This window comes from Endothiovibrio diazotrophicus (assembly GCF_054657215.1).
The window spans coordinates 1-4,846 of the sequence record NZ_BAAHXB010000193.1 but is presented as its reverse complement, the minus strand read 5'-3'; the positions used below and the strand labels follow the sequence as shown (position 1 = coordinate 4,846).

The 4,846-nt window shown below is 69.8% G+C and carries 4 protein-coding genes; 3 read left to right on the top strand and 1 reads right to left on the bottom strand.

The window, feature by feature from the left end:
* Window positions 1–207: 207 nt before the first annotated feature.
* Window positions 208–1,251, bottom strand: coding sequence for a recombinase RecA (gene recA, locus ACYQ2W_RS25235; RefSeq protein ID WP_459873634.1), 1,044 nt, complete (start codon window positions 1,249–1,251; stop codon window positions 208–210).
* Between the two features lie 326 nt (window positions 1,252–1,577).
* Between recA and ACYQ2W_RS25230 the strand changes: the two genes are divergently transcribed.
* From ACYQ2W_RS25230 to ACYQ2W_RS25220, 3 genes are read left to right on the top strand one after another with little or no spacing between them, the layout of a single operon-like run.
* On the top strand, window positions 1,578–2,753 hold the full coding sequence (locus ACYQ2W_RS25230) for an acetylornithine transaminase (RefSeq protein WP_459873632.1): 1,176 nt from the start codon (window positions 1,578–1,580) through the stop codon (window positions 2,751–2,753).
* A complete protein-coding gene (locus ACYQ2W_RS25225) occupies window positions 2,750–3,793 on the top strand; it encodes a class I SAM-dependent methyltransferase (protein ID WP_459873630.1) in 1,044 nt (347 codons plus the stop codon). The genes ACYQ2W_RS25230 and ACYQ2W_RS25225 overlap by 4 nt, the downstream gene beginning before the upstream one ends.
* Window positions 3,790–4,575, top strand: a complete 786-nt coding sequence (locus ACYQ2W_RS25220) for a M90 family metallopeptidase (RefSeq protein ID WP_459873628.1) — start codon at window positions 3,790–3,792, stop codon at window positions 4,573–4,575. Before ACYQ2W_RS25225 ends, ACYQ2W_RS25220 begins: the two co-directional genes overlap by 4 nt.
* The last annotated feature ends 271 nt before the right edge of the window (window positions 4,576–4,846 follow it).

Sequence of the window (4,846 nt, the reverse complement as noted above, 5' to 3'; positions counted from 1 at the left end):
GGCCTGGCGCTTCTGGGGGGCGCCCTTCGGGTGAGCCGCTGGGCGGCCATCCGCCGCGTCCCCTACAGGGATGTAGGGGAGGGGCGCGAGCAGGACGCGGTAAGCCTTGCGCTCTCTTGAGGCAGGGCGGCTGCCCCGGCGAGAGCGCGCCTTGCGGCTGACCGCCCAGCGACTCACTGATGGCCGATTTGTGGGTAAAGGGCAGGCCTAGTCCTCCGAGGCCGAGGTCTCACCGGCCCCCGCCTCGGCAGCGGCCCCGCGCTGCGGCAGCAGCTTGGCGCGCAGCTTGGTGTCGATGTCGTTGGCGATCTCCGGGTTCTCCTTGAGGAAGTTGCGCACGTTGTCCTTGCCCTGGCCGATGCGGTCGCCGTTGTAGCTGTACCAGGCGCCCGCCTTGTCGACGATCCCCTCCTTCACCCCGAGGTCGATCAGCTCGCCCTCGCGCGAGGAACCCTCACCATAGAGGATCTCGAACTCCGCCTGCTTGAAGGGCGGGGCCATCTTGTTCTTCACCACCTTCACCCGGGTCTCGTTGCCGATCACCTCGTCGCCCTTCTTGATCGATCCGATGCGGCGAATGTCGAGGCGCACCGAGGCGTAGAACTTCAGCGCGTTGCCGCCGGTGGTGGTCTCCGGAGAGCCAAACATCACGCCGATCTTCATGCGGATCTGGTTGATGAAGATCACCAGGGTGTTGGAGCGCTTGATGTTGGCGGTGAGCTTGCGCAACGCCTGGGACATCAGCCGCGCCTGCAGGCCGACGTGGGAGTCGCCCATCTCCCCCTCGATCTCCGCCTTCGGGGTGAGCGCGGCCACCGAGTCGACCACCACCACGTCGACCGCCCCGGAACGGACCAGCATGTCGGTGATCTCCAGCGCCTGCTCGCCGGTGTCGGGTTGGGAGACCAGCAGCTCGTCCACCTGCACGCCGAGCTTCTCGGCGTAGCTGGGGTCGAGGGCGTGCTCGGCATCGACGAAGGCGCAGGTGCCGCCCTTCTTCTGCGCCTCGGCGATCACCTGCAGGGTGAGGGTGGTCTTGCCCGAGGACTCCGGGCCGTAGATCTCGATGACCCGTCCCTTCGGCAGGCCACCGATGCCGAGCGCGATATCAAGGCCGAGCGAACCGGTGGAGATCGCCTCGACGTCGCGCACCGCGCTGACGTCGCCCATGCGCATCACCGCGCCCTTGCCGAACTGCCGCTCGATCTGGCTCAATGCGGCGCCCAGCGCCTTTTTGCGATTGTCGTCCATTCTGCTTGCCACCTGTTGTTTTATACATGCAATGAACGGAAGGGTAGCACACCCCCGCGGATGCTGCCTACCCCTGGAGTCGATATCGACGTGACGGCGGGTCGGCTCTGTCACACCGATGCGAACGGAGGCACCGCCCGACGGCATTTCTGCCCGACTTGCCGAACGGAATGCGCCGCGCGGAATGATGGTCATGGCCGCAAGCGCTGCCCTCGCTCACATCGGCGCGGTAGCGCCGACCTCTGTGGAAACCGCGAGTCATCGCTGCGTTGTGCTATCGTCGGCGGCTTGTCCGGTTCACCTGCAACGCGGAGTCGATCACGCAAATGGAGACCTTCGATTCACTGATGGAGATCACCAGCCGCCCGCCGCTGGTGTTCGTCTCGGGCCGCGGCTCGTGGCTCACCGACGAGCGGGGGGATGACTACCTCGACTTCGTCCAGGGCTGGGCGGTCAACTGCCTCGGCCACTCGCCGCAGCCGGTGGCGGAGGCGATCGCCGCCCAGGCCGGCCGGCTGCTCAACGCCAGTCCCGCCTTCTACAACCGGCCGATGCTCGATCTGGCCGGGCGGATCACCGCCCACAGCGGCTTCGACCGGGTGTTCTTCGCCAACAGCGGCGCCGAGGCCAATGAGGGGGCGATCAAGCTGGCGCGCAAGTGGGGCGCGCTGCACCGCGGCGGCGCCTTCGAGATCATCACCATGGAGCACGGTTTCCACGGCCGCACCCTGGCCACCATGTCGGCCACCGGCAAGCCGCAGTGGGCGTCGCTGTTCGAGCCGAAGGTCCCCGGTTTTCCCAAGGTGCCGCTGAACGACCTGGCGGCGGTGGAGGCGGCGGTCAGCCCGCGCACCGTGGCGGTGATGCTGGAGCCGGTGCAGGGTGAGGCCGGGGTGATCCCGGCGGACCACGCCTTCCTGCGCGGCCTGCGCGAACTGGCCGACCGCCACGGCCTGCTGCTGATCTTCGATGAGGTGCAGACCGGCATGGGGCGCACCGGCCCGCTGTTCGCCTACCAGGCGAGCGGGGTGGAGCCGGACATCATGACCCTGGGCAAGGGGCTCGGCGGCGGCGTGCCGATCTCCGCGCTGGTGGCCAAGGAGGGGGCCTGCGTCTTCGAGCACGGCGACCAAGGGGGCACCTTCAACGGCAACCCGCTGGTGTGCGCCGCCGCCACGGCGGTCTTCGACACCCTCACCGCCCCCGGTTTCCTGGAGCGGGCACAGGCCCGCGGGGCAGATCTGCGCGAGGCCCTGGAGGGGCTCTCCGCCCGCCACGGCCTGGGCGAGGTTCGCGGCAGCGGCCTGCTGCTCGCCCTCGACACGGTGGAGCCGATCGCCGCGGCGGCAGTGGCCCTCGCCCTGGAGCGGCGCCTGCTGCTCAACGCCCCGCGTCCCGCCACCCTGCGCTTCATGCCGTCGCTCAGCGTCAGCGAGGAAGAGATCGTGCGGATGATCGGCATCCTCGACGGGATCCTCGGCGAACTGTCGGGCAGACCATGAGCGAGCTGCCCGGCACCACCCGACTGCTGCTGCGCCACGCCGTGCGCTGGCGCGACCGCCGCCCGCTGTTCGTCGATCCCCCGGACGCCGCCAGCCTACGCGCGCTGGCCGAGGCGGCCCCGCCAGCGCGCTTCCTGGTGCGCGATTTCGCCGTCCTGGAACGCGTCGGCGGCCCCACCGCACGCATCCGCTTCGCCGCCTGGCTCGATCTGGAATCTGAGAAGGAGCCGCCCCCCGGGGCGGTCGTGCTGTTCCTGCCGAAAGGCAAGGAGCCGCTGGCGATGGGTGCCGCGATGAGCCGCCGGCTGCTCACCGAGGAGGGCGCACTGCTGCTGGCGGGAGGGAACAAGGAGGGGATCAAATCGGCCGGCAAGCGGCTGGAGGGACCCTTCCGCAAGGTGATCAAGGTGGACAGCGCGTGCCACGCCGCGCTCTTCGCCGCCACCCCCGGCCAGCCGCAGACGGCGGGACTGGAGGGGTGGGAGAGCCGTTGGGAGCTGGCCACCGCGGCGGGCCCGCTGGCGGTGGCCAGCCTGCCCGGGGTGTTCAGCCACGGCCGCCTCGACGAGGGCAGCGCGCGGCTGCTCGAACACCTGGAGCTACCCGACGCCCACGGGCGCATCCTCGACCTGGGCTGCGGCGCCGGGGTGATCGGTGCGGCCATCGCCCGCAGCCACCCGGAGAGTTCGGTGGAGCTGGTGGACACCTCCGCCCTGGCGCTGGAGGCGAGCCGCCGCACGCTGGAACTCAACCGCCTGGAGAATGCCCGCGTCTACCCCTCCGACACCTTCTCGGCGGTACGCGAGCGCTTCTCCGCCATCGTCACCAACCCCCCGTTCCACCAGGGGGTGACCACCGACTATCGGGTCCACGCCGAACTGGCCGCCCGCGCCGCCGACCACCTGGAGCCCGATGGGGAGCTGCTGGCGGTGGTCAACCGCTTCCTGCCTCTCGAGCGGATGCTCGGCGAGTGTTTCCATCCGCCGGAGACGCTGTTCGAGGATGGGCGCTTCCGGGTCTTCCGCGCCCGTCGGCGATGATCGGCTGGCTGCGCCAACGGCGCCGCCGCCGGCTGCTCGAGGGGTGGCGCACGGAGGCCCCGCTGTGGTTCGACGAGATGGCGCGGCTGCCGCTGCTGGAGGGGCTGAACGACGGGGAGCGGGAGCGGCTGTGGCAGTTGGCGCGGCTGTTCCTCCACGAGAAATCCCTGGAGCTCGCCCGGGGGGCGGCTCTCGATGAGCGGCAGCGCCGCCTGCTCGCCCTCCAGGCCGCCCTGCCGATCCTCCACCTTGGACTCGACCACTACCGCGACTGGGTCTCGGTGGTGATCTATCCGGCGGAGTTCGTCTCCGAATTCGACGCGGTGGACGAGGACGGGGTGGCCCACCGCATCCGCCGCCCGCTGACCGGCGAGTCGTGGGACCGCGGCCCGGTGATCCTCGCCGCGGCCGAAATCGAGGAGGGGCTGCGGCGCGACGGGGTCAACGTGGTGATCCACGAGATGATCCACAAGCTCGACGCCCTTGAGGGAGGGATCGCCAACGGCCGCCCGCCGCTGCCGCAGACGATCGCCCCGCGCGAGTGGAGCGAGACCCTGGCCGCCGCCTACGACGATCACTGCCGGCGACTCGACGGCGGTGAGGAGTACTGGCTCGACCCCTACGCCGCGGAGGCCCCGGAGGAGTTCCTGGCGGTCACCGGCGAGCTCTTCTTCGAGCTCCCCCACTGGCTGCGCGACGCCTACCCCGAGGTCTACGACCTCTACACCCGCCTCTACCGTCAGGACCCCGCCGCCCGCCTGACCGACGTCGATCCTGCGTGATCCTCGCCCGCCGTCGCCGCCCTTCCTCGTGAAGGGAACGCCGATCAGGCACCCTGTTCGGCAAGTACGGCAGAAACCTATGAAACGGTGCCCTCGTTCACGTCGGCGCGGTAACGCCGACCTACCCCAACACCCCCCATCTCTCCTTTCCGCGCCGGGCAAAAAAAGCGGGGCCGAACGGCCCCGCTTTTTTTGCCCGGCGCGGAAAGGAGTGCTTAGGGCCCGCGAAAGAATAACTTCCTGTTTTGGAACGCCGAGCCACTCCGCCCGG

Excerpts from the sequence above, each read along its gene's own strand:
- ACYQ2W_RS25220 (WP_459873628.1), top strand. The coding sequence starts at position 3,790 with ATGATCGGCTGGCTGCGCCAACGGCGCCGCCGCCGGCTGCTCGAGGGG.
- ACYQ2W_RS25225 (WP_459873630.1), top strand. The coding sequence starts at position 2,750 with ATGAGCGAGCTGCCCGGCACCACCCGACTGCTGCTGCGCCACGCCGTG.
- ACYQ2W_RS25230 (WP_459873632.1), top strand. The coding sequence starts at position 1,578 with ATGGAGACCTTCGATTCACTGATGGAGATCACCAGCCGCCCGCCGCTG.
- recA (WP_459873634.1), bottom strand. The coding sequence starts at position 1,251 with ATGGACGACAATCGCAAAAAGGCGCTGGGCGCCGCATTGAGCCAGATC.